We start from the raw sequence: 17,783 nt of genomic DNA on the forward strand, positions 1-17,783 counted from the left end.
CTGGCCTCGTTAAGCATTCCGGCCGCTCAACACGAGTAAGCGATTGAAGACGTCGGGGCTTCTTGCACACGGATCGGCAGTGGGCGGTAACTGCCCTCGCGGGTCAACGCGTATAACGGCTCCAGGCGTCACGCTTGGAATTCATAACCGCTACGAACCCTTGGGTGGAGCGATTCGAAGAAAACCGCCCGTCCAAGCCAATCGTTCGCCGTAAGGGTCTGCCCCAATTCTACTAATGGCAGCAGGGGCGACGCTGGCGCCGAGGATGGCTACGAACCCGCCCTGCATGATGCTCAGATCAACGTCATGTATACACCGTCTTCCAGCACGCAGCACTTTGCAATGTGCTCGAAAGAGACAATGGGCTTGATAGCCCACGTATCACTTATTGCGCAACGGCCCACTCTTGTACGGAGAACGTCCGGCGGATCAACTTCAGGCGATAAGCCAGGTCAACGCTGGCTTGCAACCGCTGGAGAAAATCCGCATCGAGGTCGGGGTTGAAGGTCGTCTTGAAATCGAGGCCATTTAAGGGGTCGAATGTTCTAGGGTAACCAGAGAGCTCGGTAAATATCTGGCTATATTCCTCATCATGCTCACCGCTTCGCAGCCACTCAAAGGCTTTACGCTGAACCTGGAGAAAACGCTGAGTGACCTCAGGGTAGTCGTCAACGAACCCCCCGCGCGCAACCAGTACCCCTTGAAACTGCCCCGCCCCGTCAGGGAAGTGGCTGGAGTCCACGGCGATATCGGCCGAGCCACTCTTCTGCAACGCCAACAAGGTCGAAGGGCCCCAGATCGCGTCTAATTGCCGGGCAGACAGGGCTGCCGATGCGGCATGTGCGTCTAGATTGATGAGTTGGATATCCTTCTCGGTCAGCCCTTGGCTGGCCAGGGCCGAATCGAAAGACAAATGGTTGGAGGTGCCTTTGCTAACGCCGACCCGCTTACCCTTCAAATCGGCCAAGCGATGGATCGCCGACCCGGGGACAACGGCCAGGTACCCCGGGATGCCGCGCGTCGTTGCGCTGAGCAAGCGGGTATCCAGGCCGCCCGATTTACCGATGATGGCTGCTAGGTCGCCGATGTAGGCAAAGTCGACCTGGCCATTGGCATAAGCCTCGTTAATCGCTGGGCCAACGCCTTTGAAGTACAGCCATTTGATGGCGATACCATCATCGGCGAACGCCTTCTCCAGCAAATGCTGATTTTCCAGAACGACGGTTACACCGGCACCGGTGCTGCGATTGCTCGCGCTAACGTCCGGTACGGCGATACGTATTTCCTTAAGCTCGGCAGGCTTGGCTTGACTCAACGATGGGCCCAGACACCCAGCGAGTATCAGCAGGCTCAACCAAAAACCGAGGTGTTTTTCTCTGACCAAGGTGATGTTCCTTTTATGAATGTGCCGCCGCGCCTCGCTATTGCAACGAAACACAGCGCCTCAGAAATCGTAACGGGCCGTCATGCCGAGCGTTCGGGAATCACCCAGGCTAGCGTTATAGCTGCCATTGGAGCCGCCCCAAACGTAGGTGGCATAGGTTTTGTCGAAAGCGTTCTTCAGCCACAGCGAGACATCCCACTGGCCTTGGTAAAGATCGCCCCGCAGGCCGGTCGAAAGGTTAACCACCGCGTATGAAGGGATTTCACTATATTCAGAATTATCGAGCGTCCCTACGGTGTGAGAACGGAAAGCATAACTGGCGTTGACATAGGGCTGCAGCCCGCCTTCGAGAAACCACTGGTAGTGGGTATTGAGGTTAGCGATCCACTTTGAGGCGCCAGGTACCGTTGCGCCCGAGAGGTCACACTCGGCCGCGCCAGTGGCGTAACTTATTTCCGGTGCACAAGAGGCGTTCTTGTAGGAGGTGTAACGCACGTCGTTGTACGATGCGTTGGCATTCACCGTCCAATTGCGATTGGGCTGCCAAGTGGCATCCAACTCGGCGCCCCGCGACCTTACCGCACCGGCATTGGTGAGGTAGTTCGCACGGACGTCCGGGTCATAGGCAGTGGCTTGATAGCCGGTCACCCGGGTCAAGAAAAGGTTGGCATTGAGCAGCAAGCGCTGATCGAACAGGGTGCTTTTTAACCCTACCTCCAAATTGTTTGACCGTTCGCTACCGATCAGCAAAGAGCCCGCCCCAGCGGTGCGTGCGCTGCCCACCGCCAAGTTAACTCCCCCAGACTTTTCGCCGTGGCTGAGCGTGGTGTAGCCCAGCAGTTGATCATTGAAACGATAACTGAGTGAGGCCATGGTCGAAGGGCTGAAACTGTATTGGCTCAAATCGCCGGAATCGAAGGCACCGAGTTGTGCCTGGCGCGCGGTGGCTGCCGCTCCGCTGACGCTGGCGCCCCCGGTCGGGGCCTGCCGTTGGACCCAGGCGTCCTTTTCTTCGTAAGTACCGCGCACACCCAACGCCAAATCGAGGCGCGGCGCCAGATGCAAGGTGAGCTGCCCAAACAAGGCATAACTGTTGGTGGTGATATGGCCGTTTGTGAAGCTATCGACGTTGGCCAGTGCGCCCTGGGCAGTACCGAGAAAGTTATCTGCATCGGAACCATAAAGGGTGGCTCCGTAGTTATTCAGCACCTGGCGATAATAATAGGCTCCGACCACGTAGTCGTAGGCATCGCCTATGGGTGACGCCAGCCTTATTTCTTGTGAGTACTGTTTATCTTTGACCGCGACGCCATTGTTTCGGTATACCGAGATGTCCAGCCCATCATCGTTGTTCGGCGTGAAATCCCACCAGCGGTAGGCGGTGATGGAGGTGAGCGTAAAGTCACTTGGCGCACGCCAGTTGACCTCGACTGAAGCGCCGCCCTGGAACGTGGTCTTGGTGCTATCGCCATCGAAATTGACCTTTCGGTTGCCACTGGCCAAGGTACCGCCAGCGGAGGCGACACGCTGCAGGAAGCGGTTGCTGCCATTGATGTAGGGCCCCACGCTATAAAGCGTGGGCGAGCCGTAGGTGGACTTTTCCTGGTTGTAATCGCCAATAAACCGCACGTTCAGATCGTCGTTTATGTTCCAGAGCAGTTGGCCCCTCATGCCTTCGCGGGCCCCACCGTTGACGTCATGGCCGTCGAAAATGTTTCGCGTATCACCGTCTTCGCGCGTGCGGTACAACGATAAGCGCCCAGCCAGTCGATCGTTAAGCGGGCCGGAGATAGAGCCTTTGGTCTGAACATAACCGTGCTCACCCACCGAGGTTTCAATGCTTCGCTCAGGGGTAAAAGAAGGCTTGCGGGTGCTGATATTGAGCACGCCCGCTGTCGTGTTTTTGCCAAAAAGAGTGCCTTGAGGGCCCCGCAATACATCGACTTGTTCGACGTCCAGCAAATCGAACACAGCCATACCCGGTCGGCCTAGATATACGTTATCCAAATAAAGCCCGACGCTGCCTTCCAGGCCATCGTTGGCCGGGTTGTTGCCAAGGCCGCGGATGGAAACACTGGCCTGACGCGCATGCTGATAAGCAACGTTGGTACTGGGAGCCAATTGTTGGAGATCCTGAATCCGATAAATGCGCTGGTTTTCCAGCGTCTGCGAGTCCAGGACGGTTATTGGCGTAGGGACATCCTGCGCACGCTCTTCGCGACGGCGGGCGTTGACCGTCACTTTGTCCAGGCGGGTATCCGTTCCGGCTATGGGCGCCTGGCCATCCTGCCCGGGCTCTGCATCTGCGGCGTGTGACATCAACGATACAGACGCCAGGGCTAGCGCCATGACCAGCGGCGTTTTCTGCGTCAAGGGATCGTGACGCAAGCGACGGGGATGAACCATGGAAATTCCTTGTACGAGGCGCACTGCTTGATAACGACTATTCCCGAGCGGGGATGGCCGGGGAACCGGAGTCGGATTCTCAGCGCATCAGCGCCGATCGAGCAATGTCGCCAAGTTCATAGTTTCGATACCTGTTCGGCATTGTTTACCACCAAATCGGTACTGGCTTGCATCACCTGCGAGTTGTCATTAGTTTTGTCGCAAACACCTTCCATAGCGCCCGAGCGGCGCCCCTTGCGGAGTTCAAATGTCCCGTCCAACGTCTTGCTGCCTGCCGAGTCTCAGACGTGATTCGCCTGCGGCCCACGTCAAAGCGCCCATGCCATGCCCTGAGTTTTCCCGGGTAGCGATGTGCCGCATCAACGCGGGCGATTTCGTCATGGGCGCGCAGGATGCGGATGGTTGGCCGGATGACGGAGAGGGCCCGGTGCGCGTCGTGCAACTCGATGGGTTCTGGATCGATGCTTGCTGTGTGAGCAATCGGGAATTTGCACGGTTCGTTCAGGCCACCGGCTATTGCACAGTGGCGGAACAGGTAGGCTGGTCATGCGTGTTTCATCTTGCCCTGACCAAGAGCCTGCAACCACGCCGCGATCTTTGGCGGCCGCTTGATAGCCCTTGGTGGCTGGCAGTCGATGGCGCTCACTGGCGCTGCCCGCAAGGCCCGGCCTCAAGCCTGGAGGGGCTGGATAATCATCCAGTCGTCCATGTGGCCTGGGAAGATGCCCAGGCCTATGCCGCCTGGGCCGGTAAACGCCTACCCACCGAAGCCGAATGGGAAAAAGCGGCGCGTGGAGGGCTGCCCAGCAGTCGTTATCCATGGGGCGATGACCTGCACCAGGAAGGTAAGCACCATTGCAACATCTGGCAGGGTGCCTTCCCCTCCCACAACGACTGCACTGACGGATACTTCACCACAGCGCCAGTCGATGCTTTTTCTGCCAACGATTACGGCCTCTACAATTGCTCTGGAAACGTCTGGGAATGGTGCTCCGATTACTGGTCTGCGCGTTGGCATTGCGAGCAAGCACCCCATACCCGCGTCAATCCACAGGGTCCCGATCTGGGCGAAAGCCGGGTCATCAAAGGCGGCTCGTACCTGTGCCACGCATCCTATTGCAATCGGTATCGGCTGGCAGCACGCACCCATTGCGCGCCTGGCATGAGCTCGGCCCACTTAGGGTTCCGTTGCGCCGCCAGCGAACCCTAAAACACAGCGCCCACTGGTTCTGGAGCATGCTTCATGGCCCGGTATTGTTTAAGGGGCTACTGAACATGGCGTCAAGGGTGCCACTGCCCGGGCCGTGGTAGTTCGACGTCGGGCCTGCGAGCCCCCAACTGGTCCGGCAAAACGTCCGCGGTTTCCACCAGCCAGCGCAACAATCGCTCACGCAACTCCGACTCGATCGACGCATACTGCACCTGCCCGAACAGATTGTTGAGTTCTTGAGGGTCATCAATACGGTTATACAATTCGGCGCCCTCATAAAGGCGCCAGACGTACGTCCACTCCCGGTTGCGGATCGCAACCACCTTACCGGCCGATGTCGGCACCCGGCGCGGCAAGGTAGATTTCAAGTCGTAAGGGTAAGGCGCCGTGTGCAGGCGTTTGACCTCCTCGGTCGTGAAACCACCCTCGGTGAAAACTTCGTGGCGATGCTCGCGGGCAGGATCCGCCAGGCAGGCAACAAAACTGCGCCCGAAATGCGTGTGTTGTCGCGCCCGATCAATACCGGCAAGTTCGAGCAAGGTCGGGAAAACGTCGATCAGTTCAATCAGTGCATTGCTCTTGGTCCCGGAAGCTAAACCTGGACCAGAAATGAGCAGCGGAATGCGCACCAAGCATTCATTGACCCCCGATGGCCATTTTTCTATGGCGCCGTAATCGCCCAGGTATTCGCCATGGTCAGCGAAGAACGCCGTAATGGTATTTTTTGAAGTATTGGCGTCCATCAGGCGGCCCACATGGCTGTCCAACCGCGAGATCATTCCAAAATAGACAGCTTTGATTTCACGCCACTGCGCCTCGCTAAGGTTATCCCAGCCATGCTCACGAATCAGTTCCGAAAGAAAGCGTGGCTGAGGCCCGCTGGCGGAGTTGGGCAACGCTATCGCTTCTCGTTGGTACATCGAAAACCAAGGCTGCTCTACTTCGAAAGGTGGATGCGGGAAAAATAGCGGTACGAACAGGATCCACGGCGAGCTGGGCGGGTTGCGCAACCAAGGCGGATTCAACCGGTCGTCGCAACACCTTGATCGAGGTGTTTATGGGACTACCCGCAGGATGGATGCAAAAATTGACGGGCCGGGGAGCGATGCGTTCTCCAGGTGCACCCTCACTTCGTAATGAGATCGAGCGGCTATTTTGGGTGCAGATTGCAACAGGCATCACTAGCGAAAAGGCAGCACATGCCGTTGGCGTATCAACAGCGGTAGGTACACGCTGGTTCCGTCATCGAGGTGGGATGCCATTATTCATGTCGAATCACATATCAGGACGATACTTATCGTTCGCAGAGCGAGAAGAGATTGGGCTGCTTCGAGCGCAAAGTGTTGGCGTTCGTGAGATCGCCCGTCGTCTTGGACGAAGCCCATCGACAATTTCACGGGAGCTGACACGAAATGCTGCTACCCGTTGCGGTCGGCTTGAATATCGAGCGTCAGTAGCGCAATGGAAGGCAGAACTGGTGGCCAAGAGGCCGAAACCAGCGAAACTGGTCACCAACCCGCGACTGCACCAGTACGTACGCGATCGCCTTGAGGGCAAGGTTCAAGACGCCGATGGTCGTGAGATTTCTGGGCCTCGGCAAGCGCCCTTCAAAGGCCGAAATAAACCGCATCGCAGTGACCGTAAATGGGTCAATGGCTGGTCGCCTGAGCAGATTGCCAACCGGCTCCAGATCGATTTTCCGGATGATGAATCCATGCGCATCTCTCCTGAAGCCATATATCAGGCACTCTACATTCAGGGTCGAGGAGCTCTCAAGCGCGAACTGGTGAGCTGCCTGCGCTCAGGACGAGCATTGCGCGTGCCGAGAGCCAGAGCGCAGGCCAAAGTGTGGGCACACGTCAGCGAGGACGTCATGATCTCCAGTCGCCCTGCTGAGGTAGAAGGTCGGGCTGTACCCGGGCATTGGGAGGGCGACCTGATCATCGGTCTGAACCGTTCTGCGATTGGAACTCTGGTCGAGCGCTCAACTCGATTTACCATGCTCGTCCATCTGCCTCGCGAGAAAGGTTATGGGCTAATTCCCCGCACGAAGAACGGCCCGGCGCTGGCTGGCTATGGGGCTGTTAGTATGGCCAACGCACTGAAGAAGTCGGTGACTGATCTTCCCATCGAGCTGTGGCGATCTTTGACCTGGGATCGTGGAAAGGAGCTGTCGGATCACGCTCGATTTACCCTCGAGTCCGGAGTAAAAGTTTTCTTTGCTGATCCACATAGTCCATGGCAGCGCGGCACAAACGAAAATACGAACGGCCTCTTACGGCAATACTTTCCGAAAGGCACCGACCTGTCTCGTTGGAGTGCCCAAGAGATCCGGGCAGTAGCCCACGCGCTTAACACGAGACCCCGAAAAACACTCGGCTGGAAAACACCTGCCGAAGCATTGAATGAGTATCTAAAATCTGTCCAACAATCTAGTGTTGCGACGACCGGTTGAATCCGCCCAATGTTCGGCTGTGCGAATGGTGGCCTCGTCGGCATCGGCCTGAGCATCTTCCTGGCTGCGCTCACCGCGATAATAGGCGCGCGACAGGGGATTGCCTTTGTCCCACTGCGCAGGCCCGGTCACGCTCCAATGCTCATCAGCGTTGGCCGTTGGAAGGTTGCCGTATTCATGCGCTGACAGCTCATTGGCCCCCGGGCCTAATGCGTCACCTCGGTTGCCGGCGATAACGACGTGATAGCCGTTGTCCTTGAACGTGCGCAAGAAGTTGGGCTCATCTTGTTGCAACAGGTAATGCAAGGTTCGGTGCCCGGCCACATGTGGATACTTTCCTGAGAGGAAGGACACCCGAGAGGGTGAACATACGCTGTGCTGGCCAAATACTTCAGCAAAACTAACACCGTGCCTGGCCAGTTTATCGAGGCAAGGGGTCAAGACCGGTGTCGAAGCGTTCAAAAAAGGCAGGCTGTCGGCACGTAACTGGTCGGCGACAATAACGATAAAGTTGGGGCGTTCAGTCATGGTTAAACCTAAAATCATCAACGGGCGATTTGGTTATCAGGGCCTTTTTCAGCCTGCAGTGCCAGGTCGTGATGCGCACGGGCCTGCAAATGGCGGGCGTCGGCATGCCCTTGCTGTGGAAGGCCGAGTCGTTCGTACTGTTCGGGTGGGGCATGGTTGGCGCGCAGCATATTAAGGAGCATATCGATCATGCGTAACTCAATAGCATCGTCCAGCAACGGGTGCTTCTGCCCAGGGTCTTGCTTTAAGTCGAACAGCAACGTGCCATAACGTTCAGCACCCCGGCGGGAGGCTGAATGGGCCGGGAGTTTCAACGTCGGGGTCGCTTTGCTAAACGGAAACGGCGGATGAAGCGATGCTTGTTGCAAGGTCGGCAACTCCATGAGCGCTCGCATACGCATGGGCATCAGGGTGTATTCGAACAGCGGGGTGTTCTGTTCCGGCACGGCAGGGCCGCGCATATAGACATATCGCCCGTCGGTGACATTGACCTGGGCACCGAATGTACCGTACAGGTTGCCGGCACGGGCCGGCTGGTCGGCGATAATGCGCTTGGCCAACGGCACGCCCTGCATGTCAGGCGTAGGTTCAAGGCCGAAGAACTCTAATAAGGTCGGCGCCAAGTCGATCATCTGCACCAGCGCTTGGCGGCGCTCGTCTCGCACCCCAGTACGAGGGTCCCATACGAACAACGGCGTATGAGCCACTTCATTGAACCAGGGCTGAACGCCCTTGGCCCACCATCCATGTTCGTCCAGCAGATAACCATGGTCAGTGCAGACAATGAGCAGCGTGTCCTGCCACAGCGACAACTCATCCATCACGTCCATGACCCGCCCCAACGAGCGATCGCACATACTCAACAGTGCCGCATATCGATAGCGGATATGCTCGACCTCCTCGGGCTTTTCACTCACGGGCTGATAGCCAGGCCAATCGAAATGCAAGCCGTTATAAGTGTCCGGGTATGGGTCCAAATAGCGATCATAGGTGTAGAACGGCTCATGCGGATCGAATGTTTCGATTTGCAGAAACCAATTATCCGCCTCGGCGTTGGTGGTCATGAACGCCAGGCCAGCATCGAACGTTTTGGTCTGGGGGTGATCCGCTTCAGTCCGCATGTGCTGGCGATTGACCCAATCCTGCCGCCATAGCGGATTGCCCGCTCCCGATTTCAACGTGGGAGGCATCGCGGGCTCCGCAACTTGGCCCTTCCATTTGTCGCCCTCCTGGCCGCGAAAGAACTCCCAGCTGTCATAGCGCGAATGGTAAGTCGACCCGCCATCTTCCCAGTAATGCTGGTGGTCACTGACCAGATGGCTATAGACCTTATGTTCGCTCAGTATTTGCGGCATGGAGTCGTCAAAAGGCTCCAGTGGCCCCCAGCCCCTATGCAAAAAATTGTAACGCCCGGTATGCAACTCACGGCGCGCCGGCATGCACGGCATGCTGCCAACGTAACAGTTATCGAAGGTGACGCTGCGTTTGGCAAGCCGGGTAAAATTCGGCGCATTTACCCAATCGCAGCCGTAAGGGGGAAGCATTCTACGATTCAATGAATCGAACATGACCATGATTGCTTTCATTGGATACCCATGTGAGCGAAGATTGTTATTCTTTATTTGAATAACAATATTTCATAACCTTATTTTTAGAAATTAAACAATAGGTTAATACTGCCGCTCGGATACCTCCAATGCATTGTCGGACTTACTTCTATGCCGAAAAAGCAATGAATATCAAGCAGCTCGAACATTTTGTCGCCTTGGCCGAGCACCATAGTTTCATCCGGGCTTCGGAGGCCTGCGGAATCACGCAGCCCGCTTTCAGCCGCAGTATCCGTAACCTCGAAGAGACCCTGGGCTGCCAGCTCGTGGATCGTCGATCAGGCCGTAATTTCCGCCCGACATCTCAAGGTGAGCGGGTACTGCAACACGCCCTTACGGTGCTGCAAGGCATCTCCAGCCTGACGAACGAAATAAACCAAACCGCGCGGCTGGAGATGGGCGAGGTAAATATTGGCGCAGGGCCTATGCCTGCCTTGCAACTCGTGCCACACGCGATCGCGCAATTTCTCAATCGCCATCCGCGAATGCAGGTGCATTTCGAGGTCGCCAACTGGCGTACGTTGGACAAGGGGATGAAATCCAAGCAATTGGATTTTGTGGTCGCGGCATCGCCTCCTTTTCTCAACGATCCTGCCTATGAGGTCACCTTGCTCACGCCCCAACGAATGGCGCTATTCTGCCGCAGGGGTCATCCATTACTAGAGAAGCCAGCCCCTTTGAAAGGCGAGGATATCTTTGCCTACCCCATGGCCATGGCCGGTGCATCGCGGGACCAAGTTTCGAGGGTGGCACGTTCGCTCGGCGCAAATGGCGTCCGCCTGGGCATGGAAAGTGACAATATCCACGCCCTGCTGACCGTTATCGCCAACAGCGATGCCGTGGGGCTTCTGCATGCGGACAGCTATCGAGGTACCACGGGGGACATTGCGCGCCTAGATAATCTGCCCCGAGCGTTAGATGCCGTTGTTGCTCGGTATGGAATCATCGTTCGCAGGGACCACCGGTTGTCACCCGGCGCTGAACGCATGCTGCAAACTATTAAGGAGCTGGACAATAACGCCTTACGTGATCGCACGTTTTTACCTGCCAACTGATGATCAGGAACCAACCTGTTTCGGTCCTGGCGATGTTAAGTGTCGTACTGGCATTTTTCTTGATGTCAGCGCCCTCACCATGCGCCGGGTGGCAAACCTCCGGGCCTGCAGCGGCCACTCATGCGTGAGATGGCCCATTACCGGGGCGAGTGGGTAAACCTGGCGGCACCTAGCGATGCCCAGCGTCATGGGCGGTGTGTGTAAGAACCGCCATCGCCAAGCCCATCTCCCACTGCCCAACGACACCCACCCCCTGAATGCATTACCATAGTGGCCCCCGGCCCCGCGAGGCGGCCCGGCGCCCATTCAGGAAACCCCAGCCCATGGAACACCGTGAAGCGCTTATGGCGCTGCGCAACTTTTTGGCCACCCAGATCCATGGCCAAGACAAGCTTATCGATCGTTTGCTGATCGTGCTGCTGGCCGACGGCCACATGCTCGTGGAGGGGGCCCCGGGCTTGGCCAAAACCCGCGCGATCAAGGAGCTTGCCGAGGGCGTCGAGGCGCAGTTCCACCGCATCCAATTCACCCCCGACCTGCTGCCGGCCGACATCACCGGCACCGAAATCTACCGCCCGGAAACCGGCAGTTTCGTGTTCCAGCAGGGGCCGATCTTCCACAATTTGGTGCTGGCCGACGAAATCAACCGCGCCCCGGCCAAGGTGCAGTCGGCGCTGCTCGAAGCCATGGCCGAGCGCCAGGTGAGCGTGGGCCGCAGCACCTATGACCTGTCGCCGCTGTTCCTGGTGATGGCCACGCAGAACCCGATCGAGCAGGAAGGCACGTACCCGCTGCCCGAAGCCCAACTCGACCGGTTTCTGATGCACGTGAAAATCGGTTTTCCCGAAGCGCACGTGGAGCGCAAAATTTTGCAGCAAGCCCGTGGCGAAGCACTGGGCGGCGAGGCCAAGCCAGAGCGGCGGGTTACGCAACAGGCGATCTTCGCCGCGAGGCGGGAGATCCTCGGCCTGTACATGGCCGATGCGGTGGAGGAGTACCTGGTGCAGTTGGTGATGGCCACCCGCACCCCGGCGCGCTACGACGCGGAGTTGGCCGAGTGGCTGGCCTATGGCGCCAGCCCGCGCGGCTCGATTGCCCTGGACCGCTGTGCACGGGCCCATGCCTGGCTCGCCGGGCGCGATTTCGTCAGCCCCGAAGACCTCCAGGCGATGATTTTCGATGTGTTGCGCCACCGGGTGATTCTCTCGTTCGAGGCCGAGGCCGCCGGGGTCGACCAAGACCGGGTGATCCAGCGCATCCTCGACGTCGTCGCGGTCGCCTGAGCGCGCCATGGCCACGCACCAGCACCCGCCCGGCATCGGCGTGAGCCTGGCCGAGTTGATCGAGATGCGCTACCGCGTGCGTGAGGTGCAGTTGTTTTCCCGCCCCGGCCAACGCAGCCCGCTGGTGGGCCTGCACCACTCGCGGCTGCGCGGCCGCGGCGTGGACTTCGACCAGGTGCGGGTGTACCAGGCCGGCGACGACGTACGCAACATCGACTGGCGCGTGACCGCGCGCGCCCAAGAACCGCACACCAAGCTGTTCCACGAGGAGCGCGAACGCCCGGTGTTCCTGCTAGTGGAGCAAAGCCGCCAGTTGTTCCTGGGCTCTACCGAGCGGTTCAAATCGGTACTGGCAGCCCAGGTCGCGGCACTGTTCGGCTGGGCCACGCTGGAACACAATGACCGCGTGGGCGGCCTGGTGTACGGCGACCGTGAGCATTACGAAATCAAACCGCGGCGCAGCAAGCAAAGCTTGCTGCAGTTGCTCAACCGTCTGGTGAAGGTCAACCAGTCACTCAATGCCGATACCCTGCCTGAACCCGGCACCCTTGGCGGCGCCCTGCGCCGTGCACGGGAGGTGCTGCGACCCGGTAGCCTGGCGGTGGTGCTGTGCGACGAGCGCGCGCTGGACCCCACCGCCGAGCAGCAGTTGAGCTTGCTGGCGCGGCACTGCGACGTGCTGCTGCTGCCGATCAGCGACCCGCTGGACCACGCGTTGCCGGCGGCCGGGCTGCTGCGTTTCGCCCAGGGCGGGCGGCAGTTGGAGATCGATACCCAGCGCAGCAGCGTGCGCCAGGCCTATGCCGACCAAGCCACGGCGCGCCAGCAGCGCTGGCAGCGCCTGGCCAGCCAATTCGGCACCCTGATGATGCCGCTGTCGACCGAACGTGACCCGATCGACCAACTGTGCGACTACCTCAACCCGCAGCGCCCGGGCCCGGCGCCATGACCAGCCCCCTGCAGCTCGAACCGCTGATCACCCCGCCGGCCGTGGCGTGGTGGCCACCCGCGCCGGGCTGGTGGGCCCTGTTGCTGTTGGCGATCGCCGGCGCCTGCCTGGCGTGGCGCCACCGGCATTGGCGGCCGGCACAGGCGCCGGTGGTAGAAGCCGAAGCGACCGAGCCGCAGGAAGACCCGTTGCGCACCGAGGCGCTGATCGAGCTGGCCATGCTGGATCGGCCCTACGGCGGCGCCCCAGCTGGCGCCTGGTTGCAACAGCTCAACGCCTTGCTCAAGCGCCTGTGCCGCATTCACTACCCCGCCAGTAACAGCCATATCCTCAATGGGCGGCAGTGGCTGGCGTTTCTCGACAATCGCTGCCCGGCGGCGGGGTTAACGCGCTGGATGGTCTTGGTCGAGGGGGTCTACAAACCCGAGTGCAAGCTCGACGATAAAGCCATCGACGGGCTTAACCAGTCTGTGGCCGTGTGGATACGCAAACATGTTTGAATTCGCCTGGCCCTGGCTGTTTGCCGTGCTGCCACTGCCTTGGGTGTTGCGCGCGCTGTTGCCAGTGGCCGACAGCGGCGAGCCGGTGCTTAAGGTGGCCTTTATCGACGAGCTCGAACGCAGCAGCGGGCGGCAGGCCCGGCTTAACCTGCCGGGTTGGCGCCAGCAGTGGCCGCTGCTGCTGGTGTGGCTGTTGTTGCTACTGGCCGCGGCCCGGCCGCAGTGGCTTGGCGCACCGTTGCCGATCCCGGCCAGTGGCCGCGACCTGCTGGTGGCGGTCGATGTGTCTGGCTCCATGGACTACCCCGACATGCAATGGCAGGGTGAACACATCAGCCGCTTGGCCATGGTCAAGCAATTGCTCGGTGATTTTCTCGAAGCCCGTGAGGGCGACCGCCTCGGGCTGATCCTGTTCGGCTCACGGCCCTACCTGCAAGCACCGCTGACCTTCGACCGGCATACGGTGCGCACCTGGTTGGATGAAGCGCACATTGGGGTGGCCGGTAACCACACCGCCATCGGCGACGCCATCGGCCTGGGCCTGAAACGCCTGGGCGACCGCCCGGCACAAAGCCGGGTGATGATCTTGGTCACCGACGGCGCTAACAACGGCGGCCTGGTACCCCCGGCCACCGCCGCGCGCTTGGCGGCGCAGCAACACGTGCGCATCTATACCATCGGCATTGGTGCCCCACCCGGCAGCGATGGCCAGTTGGGGCTGAACCCCAGCCAGGACCTGGACGAAGCCGCGCTGGGCGAGATTGCCACCCTCACCGGCGGGCGGTACTTCCGCGCCCACGATGGCGGCGAGTTGCAGGCGATCGGCAGCACCCTGGATCGCCTCGAACCGGTGCAGCAACAACCTACCCGCGCCCGCCCGGTGCGCGAGTTGTACCCCTGGCCGCTGGGCGTGGCGCTGCTGCTGAGCGCGCTGCTAACCGTGCGCCAACCCTTGCGCAGCCTGTGGCAGCGCAGCCTCGACCGTGCCAGCCAGCACCTGCCGGTGGTGCCACGCTGGCGTGAGCAACTGAAGTGGCGGAGGCGCGGATGAGCGAGGGGTGGCCACAGGGGTTGCGCCTGGGCTGGCTGTTGGCCGTGCCCCTGCTGCTGTGGCTGTTCGTAAGGCTGTGGCGGCGCCGCCAACGCACCGGCCGCTGGCAAGCATTGTTGCCAGCGGCATTCCATTCAGCACTGCTGGGTGCGGGTAATGGCCGCGGCGGGCGCTGGCCGTGGGTGCTGCTGGGGCTGGGCTGGGCGTTGGCCGTGCTGGCCCTGCTCGGCCCGGGCTGGCAACGCTTGGAAGCCTTCGAACAAAAGCCGGCGGACCCGCTGGTGGTAATGCTGCAATTGACCCCAGACATGCTCGCCGCCGATGTAGCGCCCAACCGCCTCGGCCAAGCCCGGCGCAAGCTGCTCGACCTGCTGCGCAGCCGTGGCGAGGCGCAAACGGCGCTTATCGTGTACGCCGGAAGCGCCCATGTGCTGGTGCCGCTGACCAACGACCTGGCCACGGCCGCCAACCTGCTCGACGCGCTGAAACCGTCGCTGATGCCAGTGCCCGGCCAGCGCGCCGACCTTGCCGTGCAAAAAGCGCTGGCCTTAATTGCCCAGGCCGGGCAAGGCCAGGGCCGCTTGCTGCTGATTGGCTCGGCACTGAGCACCACCGAGCGCGAAGGCATCGACCAGCAACTGGGCCGGCAAAGCCCGCCGTTGCTGATTATCGGGGTCGGCAGCCGCGATGGCGCACCGGTGACCCTGGAAAACGGTGAACTGCTCAAGGACGCCGAAGGCGCCATTATGTTACCGCGCCTGGATGCCAACACCCTCGAAGCGGTGGCCCGGCGCCACGGCGGCAGCTACCAGGGCGCCCGCCTCGATGACCAAGACCTACGCGCCTTGGGCCTGCTCGACGCACCGCGCGGGCCACGCAGCGGTGCCCAGGCCCAGCGCCTGGATGCCTGGGCAGACCAAGGCTACTGGTTGCTGCTGCCCTTGCTGCTGATCGCGGCCCTGGGTGCGCGCCGTGGCTGGTTGCTGTGCCTGTTACCGCTGCTGCTGGCCAGCCCACGGCCTGCCATGGCCAGCGGCTGGGAAAACCTTTGGCTGCGCCCCGACCAACAAGGCCAGCGCCTGCTCGAAGCCCATCGCCCCGCCGAAGCGGCGCGGCACTTCACTGACCGCCGCTGGCTGGGTGTAGCGCTGTTCGAAGCAGGAGACTATCGCGCTGCGGCGCAGCGCTTCAGCCAGGGCGACAGCGCCAGCGACCACTACAACCGCGGCACCGCACTGGCCCGCGCGGGCGACCTGGCCGCCGCGCTGCAGGCCTATGAGCAAGCGCTGCAGCGCCAGCCGGACCTCGCCCCGGCGCTGAAGAACCGCGACCTGGTGCAACACCTTCTGGCACAGCAAAAAGCCGCTGAGGCAGCCCAGGCCGCAGGCCCGGCCAAAGCTGCCAACGCCACGGCCGGCCCTACCGAAGGCGGCCAACTCGGCGCAGCAGCGCCCGCGCAAGGCACCCCAGGCACACACGCCGAGGCGCCCGCAGGCGCCTCGCAGCCCACGGCAGCAGTCGCCGACCCCAACATCCCCGGCGCCGCCACTGCCGGAGCACAGGGCGCCGGTGCGGCCGAAGGCAGCGAAGCCACTGCCGCCACCAACGGCGAACCGGACTCAGCGGCCGAGCAACAGCAATCATTGGAACAATGGCTGAGACAGATCCCCGACGATCCGTCAGAATTACTGCGGCAAAAATTTTGGTACGAACAGCAACAACTGCAGGACACCCCCCCATGACCCGGCCATGCGCCCTCGTTCTCTGCGCCCTGCTCGCCTGGCTGGCCCTGCCTACGTATGCCGCCGTGCTGCTGGCCAGCGTCGACCGCACGCGCCTGAACGAAGGCGAAACGTTCCAGCTCACCCTGGAAACCAACGATGTCACCCAATTCGGTAAGCCAGACCTCAGCCCCCTGGCCACCGACTTCGAAGTGCACGACACGCGCCAAATCAACCATTTGGCCACCCTCGCCGAAGACGGCCCCGGCACCACCCGCTGGGTCATCACCTTGCTGCCGCGCAGCCGTGGCACCCTGACCCTGCCGGCACTGACCCTGGGCGAGTTGCACAGCCAGCCGATCGTGGTCCAGGTGCTGCAGGCTGGCAGCGAGCCCCACGATAACCTGGCGCCGGTGTTCATCGACAGCCGCCTTGAGCCCAGCAGCGCTTACGTACAGGCGCAGGTGGTACTCACCCTGCGGGTGTACCATTCCGTGGCGCTCTACGACGACGGCAGCCTGTCACCCCTGCGGGTGGACGACGCCCGGGTGGAGCAACTGGGCCCTGCGCGCACCTACGAAAAACTCATCAACGGCGTGCGCCATGGGGTGATCGAAACCCGTTACGCCCTTTACCCGCAACGCAGCGGCGATATGCTGATCCCCCCGGTGGTGTTCACCGCCACCCCGGCGCAAACGGATGCCACCGGCAGCCCGCACCCCGGCGCCTTGGCCCGCGTGGCGTCGGCGCAGCTGACGCTGAACGTGCGCCCGCGCCCGGCGCTGTACCCCGCCGACCAACCCTGGCTGCCCGCCCGCAGCCTGAGCCTGTCGGAAACGTGGAACCCCGACAGCGACCAGGCACAGGTGGGCGATTCGCTGACCCGCACCTTGACCCTCAAGGCCGAGGGCCTTACCAGCGGCCAGTTGCCGCCGCTGCCGGTTACCGAGATCACGGGCCTGCGCCATTACCCCGACCGACCCCAGTTGGGCAACCAGTACAGCGAGCGCGGCGTGGTGGGCAGCCGTACCGAACGCGAGGCGCTGGTGCCCTCGCAAGCCGGCAACTTGGAGTTGCCAGCACTGGAAGTGGTGTGGTGGAACACCTTCGAAGACCACCTGGAGCACACCCGCCTGCCCGCACGCACGTTACACGTGGCCGAGGCGGCCAATGTGCCGCCGGGGCCGGCGCCCGGTGCGCCGGCCGTGGCCAACCCGCCGCGGCTGTGGCCATGGCAAGTGGCGACCGGCATATCCCTGGCCTTGGCCGCGCTGGGCTTCACCCTGTGGTGGCGCGCACGCACCCGGCCGGCGGTAGCCAAGGCCGCGCCGGCGGGGCCTACGCCCCGCGAACTGCTTGAAGAGCTCAAGCGTGCGTGCCTGACCAATGAACCGCAAACCACCCGCCAAGCGCTCGATGCCTGGGCCCGCCAGCAACCCGAAACCCTGGCCGACATGGCCGCCCGCTACGCGCCGTTGTCCGAGGCCTTGGACAAACTCAACGGCGCGTTGTACAGCGAAGCCGGCCGTTATTGGCAAGGTGCCGAACTGTGGCGCGCCATCGGCACCATCCCCGCCAGCGAGCGGGCCAGCCCACGCGGTGGCGACAGCCTGCCACCGCTGTACCCACAATAG

14 protein-coding genes are annotated in these 17,783 nt (G+C 61.4%); 9 read left to right on the forward strand and 5 right to left on the reverse strand.

Annotated features, from left to right (window positions below; genetic code table 11):
* Window positions 1–385: 385 nt before the first annotated feature.
* On the reverse strand, window positions 386–1,384 hold the full coding sequence (locus HAQ05_RS12710; protein ID WP_194718551.1) for an ABC transporter substrate-binding protein: 999 nt from the start codon (window positions 1,382–1,384) through the stop codon (window positions 386–388).
* Between the two features lie 60 nt (window positions 1,385–1,444).
* Entirely contained in the window at window positions 1,445–3,790 is a 2,346-nt protein-coding gene (locus HAQ05_RS12715; protein WP_190421226.1) for a TonB-dependent receptor, read from the reverse strand.
* Between the two features lie 247 nt (window positions 3,791–4,037).
* On the opposite strand from HAQ05_RS12715, the gene HAQ05_RS12720 reads away from it, so the two are divergent.
* Complete coding sequence (locus HAQ05_RS12720; protein ID WP_190421095.1) at window positions 4,038–5,000, forward strand: formylglycine-generating enzyme family protein; 963 nt, start codon at window positions 4,038–4,040, stop codon at window positions 4,998–5,000.
* A 71-nt stretch (window positions 5,001–5,071) separates the two neighbouring features.
* On the opposite strand, the gene HAQ05_RS12725 is transcribed toward HAQ05_RS12720, so the two are convergent.
* Window positions 5,072–6,025 carry a sulfatase-like hydrolase/transferase gene (locus HAQ05_RS12725; RefSeq protein WP_190421097.1) on the reverse strand — a complete coding sequence of 318 codons (954 nt, stop codon included), beginning with the start codon at window positions 6,023–6,025 and terminating at the stop codon, window positions 5,072–5,074.
* Window positions 6,026–6,078: 53 nt separating this feature from the next.
* Here HAQ05_RS12725 and HAQ05_RS12730 point away from each other — a divergent pair, with 53 nt between their 5' ends.
* Complete coding sequence (locus tag HAQ05_RS12730; protein ID WP_190421099.1) at window positions 6,079–7,455, forward strand: IS30 family transposase; 1,377 nt, start codon at window positions 6,079–6,081, stop codon at window positions 7,453–7,455.
* Here HAQ05_RS12730 and HAQ05_RS12735 read toward each other — a convergent pair.
* Both HAQ05_RS12735 and HAQ05_RS12740 read right to left on the reverse strand, forming a co-directional pair.
* Window positions 7,414–7,983 (reverse strand): sulfatase-like hydrolase/transferase, encoded by a 570-nt coding sequence (locus HAQ05_RS12735; RefSeq protein ID WP_190421101.1) that lies wholly within the window; start codon window positions 7,981–7,983, stop codon window positions 7,414–7,416. The genes HAQ05_RS12730 and HAQ05_RS12735 overlap by 42 nt on opposite strands.
* A gap of 17 nt (window positions 7,984–8,000) precedes the next feature.
* Window positions 8,001–9,569 carry a sulfatase gene (locus tag HAQ05_RS12740; protein ID WP_190421103.1) on the reverse strand — a complete coding sequence of 523 codons (1,569 nt, stop codon included), beginning with the start codon at window positions 9,567–9,569 and terminating at the stop codon, window positions 8,001–8,003.
* Window positions 9,570–9,715: 146 nt separating this feature from the next.
* Here HAQ05_RS12740 and HAQ05_RS12745 point away from each other — a divergent pair, with 146 nt between their 5' ends.
* The 7 genes from HAQ05_RS12745 to HAQ05_RS12775 all read left to right on the forward strand — a co-directional run bounded on the left by HAQ05_RS12745 (window position 9,716) and on the right by HAQ05_RS12775 (window position 17,783).
* Entirely contained in the window at window positions 9,716–10,645 is a 930-nt protein-coding gene (locus HAQ05_RS12745; protein ID WP_190421105.1) for a LysR family transcriptional regulator, read from the forward strand.
* 323 nt (window positions 10,646–10,968) lie between these two features.
* Complete coding sequence (locus HAQ05_RS12750; RefSeq protein ID WP_190421107.1) at window positions 10,969–11,928, forward strand: AAA family ATPase; 960 nt, start codon at window positions 10,969–10,971, stop codon at window positions 11,926–11,928.
* A gap of 7 nt (window positions 11,929–11,935) precedes the next feature.
* Window positions 11,936–12,877 carry a DUF58 domain-containing protein gene (locus tag HAQ05_RS12755; RefSeq protein WP_190421109.1) on the forward strand — a complete coding sequence of 314 codons (942 nt, stop codon included), beginning with the start codon at window positions 11,936–11,938 and terminating at the stop codon, window positions 12,875–12,877.
* The gene (locus HAQ05_RS12760) at window positions 12,874–13,377 is read left to right on the forward strand and encodes a DUF4381 domain-containing protein (RefSeq protein WP_190421112.1); all 504 of its coding nucleotides are present in this window, start codon (window positions 12,874–12,876) and stop codon (window positions 13,375–13,377) included. Before HAQ05_RS12755 ends, HAQ05_RS12760 begins: the two co-directional genes overlap by 4 nt.
* Window positions 13,370–14,428 carry a vWA domain-containing protein gene (locus HAQ05_RS12765; RefSeq protein ID WP_190421114.1) on the forward strand — a complete coding sequence of 353 codons (1,059 nt, stop codon included), beginning with the start codon at window positions 13,370–13,372 and terminating at the stop codon, window positions 14,426–14,428. Before HAQ05_RS12760 ends, HAQ05_RS12765 begins: the two co-directional genes overlap by 8 nt.
* The gene (locus tag HAQ05_RS12770) at window positions 14,425–16,170 is read left to right on the forward strand and encodes a VWA domain-containing protein (protein WP_190421116.1); all 1,746 of its coding nucleotides are present in this window, start codon (window positions 14,425–14,427) and stop codon (window positions 16,168–16,170) included. The genes HAQ05_RS12765 and HAQ05_RS12770 overlap by 4 nt, the downstream gene beginning before the upstream one ends.
* Window positions 16,167–17,783, forward strand: a complete 1,617-nt coding sequence (locus HAQ05_RS12775) for a BatD family protein (protein ID WP_190421117.1) — start codon at window positions 16,167–16,169, stop codon at window positions 17,781–17,783. Before HAQ05_RS12770 ends, HAQ05_RS12775 begins: the two co-directional genes overlap by 4 nt.

This window comes from Pseudomonas typographi (genome assembly GCF_014694385.1).
In the GTDB taxonomy this organism is placed as follows: domain Bacteria; phylum Pseudomonadota; class Gammaproteobacteria; order Pseudomonadales; family Pseudomonadaceae; genus Aquipseudomonas; species Aquipseudomonas typographi.

Coding starts and splice junctions, on each gene's coding strand:
- HAQ05_RS12730 (WP_190421099.1), top strand. CDS start 6,079: ATGCAAAAATTGACGGGCCGGGGAGCGATGCGTTCTCCAGGTGCACCC.
- HAQ05_RS12775 (WP_190421117.1), top strand. CDS start 16,167: ATGACCCGGCCATGCGCCCTCGTTCTCTGCGCCCTGCTCGCCTGGCTG.
- HAQ05_RS12740 (WP_190421103.1), bottom strand. CDS start 9,569: ATGAAAGCAATCATGGTCATGTTCGATTCATTGAATCGTAGAATGCTT.
- HAQ05_RS12765 (WP_190421114.1), top strand. CDS start 13,370: ATGTTTGAATTCGCCTGGCCCTGGCTGTTTGCCGTGCTGCCACTGCCT.
- HAQ05_RS12750 (WP_190421107.1), top strand. CDS start 10,969: ATGGAACACCGTGAAGCGCTTATGGCGCTGCGCAACTTTTTGGCCACC.
- HAQ05_RS12715 (WP_190421226.1), bottom strand. CDS start 3,790: ATGGTTCATCCCCGTCGCTTGCGTCACGATCCCTTGACGCAGAAAACG.
- HAQ05_RS12770 (WP_190421116.1), top strand. CDS start 14,425: ATGAGCGAGGGGTGGCCACAGGGGTTGCGCCTGGGCTGGCTGTTGGCC.
- HAQ05_RS12735 (WP_190421101.1), bottom strand. CDS start 7,983: ATGACTGAACGCCCCAACTTTATCGTTATTGTCGCCGACCAGTTACGT.
- HAQ05_RS12755 (WP_190421109.1), top strand. CDS start 11,936: ATGGCCACGCACCAGCACCCGCCCGGCATCGGCGTGAGCCTGGCCGAG.
- HAQ05_RS12745 (WP_190421105.1), top strand. CDS start 9,716: ATGAATATCAAGCAGCTCGAACATTTTGTCGCCTTGGCCGAGCACCAT.
- HAQ05_RS12760 (WP_190421112.1), top strand. CDS start 12,874: ATGACCAGCCCCCTGCAGCTCGAACCGCTGATCACCCCGCCGGCCGTG.
- HAQ05_RS12720 (WP_190421095.1), top strand. CDS start 4,038: ATGTCCCGTCCAACGTCTTGCTGCCTGCCGAGTCTCAGACGTGATTCG.